The sequence below is a fragment of the Nesterenkonia sp. PF2B19 genome, from assembly GCF_001758425.2.
Classification (GTDB): Bacteria; Actinomycetota; Actinomycetes; order Actinomycetales; family Micrococcaceae; genus Nesterenkonia; species Nesterenkonia aethiopica.
On record NZ_MDSS02000111.1, the window covers coordinates 1 to 2,683 of the forward strand.

The window sequence follows — 2,683 nt, forward strand, 5'->3', positions numbered from 1 at the left end:
AAGTGGTGTCCGGCGGTGACCTACTCTCCCACACACTCCCGTGTGCAGTACCATCGGCGCTGTGGGTCTTAGCTTCCGGGTTCGGGATGGGACCGGGCGTTTCCCCCACGCTATGACCGCCGTAACTCTCTCAACCCAACCACCAGCACCACCACCTACACACAAGCAGGCACGATACCAACAGCGGGTAAATCCAGTAACGACTACACCTCAACCAACCCGAGGCGCGCATGAGTCGTATTCAATTAGCTGCCACCCCTCACAGCATCCCCTCGACAACACGAGAGAACACAACAACGAGGGGACAGGGTTTGTTGATCAGGGACCGCCTAGTGGACGCGAACACGCAATTTCTTAAACATGATTCTTGTTGAACACCCATACCAACCCCAACAAACGTGAGGAAAGTGTGTGTGGTGTAAGTGGTCGGCTTATTAGTACCGGTCAGCTTCACACGTCTTCAGTCCGTGCTTCCACATCCGGCCTATCAACCCAGTGGTCTAGCTGGGAGCCTTCACACCTCAAGGGTGACGGAGATCTTATCTTGAAGCCGGCTTCCCGCTTAGATGCTTTCAGCGGTTATCCATCCCGAACGTAGCTAATCAGCGGTGCACTTGGCAGTACAACTGACACACCAGAGGTTCGTCCGTCCCGGTCCTCTCGTACTAAGGACAGACCTTCTCAAATCTCCAACGCGCGCAGCGGATAGGGACCGAACTGTCTCACGACGTTCTAAACCCAGCTCGCGTACCGCTTTAATGGGCGAACAGCCCAACCCTTGGGACCAACTCCAGCCCCAGGATGCGACGAGCCGACATCGAGGTGCCAAACCATGCCGTCGATATGGACTCTTGGGCAGGATCAGCCTGTTATCCCCGAGGTACCTTTTATCCGTTGAGCGACGGCCCTTCCACACGGTGCCGCCGGATCACTAGTCCCAACTTTCGTTCCTGCTCGACATGCCTGTCTCACAGTCAAGCTCCCTTGTGCACTTACACTCAACACCTGATTGCCAACCAGGCTGAGGGAACCTTTGGGCGCCTCCGTTACTCTTTGGGAGGCAACCGCCCCAGTTAAACTACCCACCAGGCACTGTCCCTGGACCCGATCAGGGCCCGAAGTTAGATGCCTAACAACACCAGAGTGGTATTTCAACGATGACTCCACGACCACTAGCGTGACCGCTTCACAGTCTCCCACCTATCCTACACAAGTGATGCCAAACACCAATACCAAGCTATAGTAAAGGTCTCGGGGTCTTTCCGTCCTGCTGCGCGTAACGAGCATCTTTACTCGTAATGCAATTTCGCCGAGTTCACGGTTGAGACAGCGGGGAAGTCGTTACTCCATTCGTGCAGGTCGGAACTTACCCGACAAGGAATTTCGCTACCTTAGGATGGTTATAGTTACCACCGCCGTTTACTGGGGCTTAAATTCTGAGCTTCGCTACCCGAAAGCAGCTGACTCGTCCTCTTAACCTTCCAGCACCGGGCAGGAGTCAGTCCGTATACATCGTCTTACGACTTCGCACGGACCTGTGTTTTTAGTAAACAGTCGCTTCCCCCTGGTCTCTGCGGCCCCAACCCGCCTCCCCGCAGCAAGTGCGGATCACGGGTGAGGCCCCCCTTCTCCCGAAGTTACGGGGGCATTTTGCCGAGTTCCTTAACCGTGATTCTCTCGATCGCCTTGGTATTCTCTACCTGACCACCTGTGTCGGTTTGGGGTACGGGCGGCTAGAACCTCGCGTCGATGCTTTTCTCGGCAGCATAGGATCACCGGATCCCCACCCAAACGGTGGGGCCCATCAAATCTCACCCTCAACAGCTCCCGGATTTACCTAGGAACCAGGCTACATTCTTAGACCTAGACAACCATCGCTAGGCCCGGCTACCTTCCTGCGTCACACCTGTTAATACGCTTGGCTCCCCAGTTCAGGTCCCACGCTCCCCACACACGCAGACTCAAAGAGACTGTCCAGTGTGGTTCGGGTGGTTAGTATCACCAGTTCACCATGGGCGGTTCTTCGCCGGTACGGGAATATCAACCCGTTGTCCATCGACTACGCCTGTCGGCCTCGCCTTAGGTCCCGACTAACCCAGGGCAGATTAGCTTGACCCTGGAACCCTTGGTCATTCGGCGGACACGTTTCTCACGTGTCTTTCGCTACTCATGCCTGCATTCTCACTCGAACACGCTCCACCACAGGCTTCCGCCGCGGCTTCACCGCTGTGCTCGACGCTCCCCTACCCAACCCCCATCCAAAGATGAGAATTGCCACGGTTTCGGCGGTGTGCTTGAGCCCCGCTACATTGTCGGCGCGGAATCACTTGACCAGTGAGCTATTACGCACTCTTTCAAGGGTGGCTGCTTCTAAGCCAACCTCCTGGTTGTCTAAGCAACTCCACATCCTTTCCCACTTAGCACACGCTTAGGGGCCTTAACCGGTGGTCTGGGCTGTTTCCCTCTCGACCATGAAGCTTATCCCCCACAGTCTCACTGCTGCGCTCTCACTTACCGGTATTCGGAGTTTAGCTGACGTCAGTAACCTTGTAGGGCCCATCGGCCATCCAGTAGCTCTACCTCCGGCAAGAAACACACAACGCTGCACCTAAATGCATTTCGGGGAGAACCAGCTATCACAGAGTTTGATTGGCCTTTCACCCCTACCCACAGCTCATCCCCC

2 rRNA genes are annotated in these 2,683 nt (G+C 55.7%); both read right to left on the bottom strand.

The window, feature by feature from the left end:
- Positions 1-7: 7 nt before the first annotated feature.
- Positions 8-124 (bottom strand): 5S ribosomal RNA (rrf, locus tag BCY76_RS17075).
- A gap of 289 nt (positions 125-413) precedes the next feature.
- A 23S ribosomal RNA gene (locus BCY76_RS17080) occupies positions 414-2,683 on the bottom strand; the annotation flags it as partial.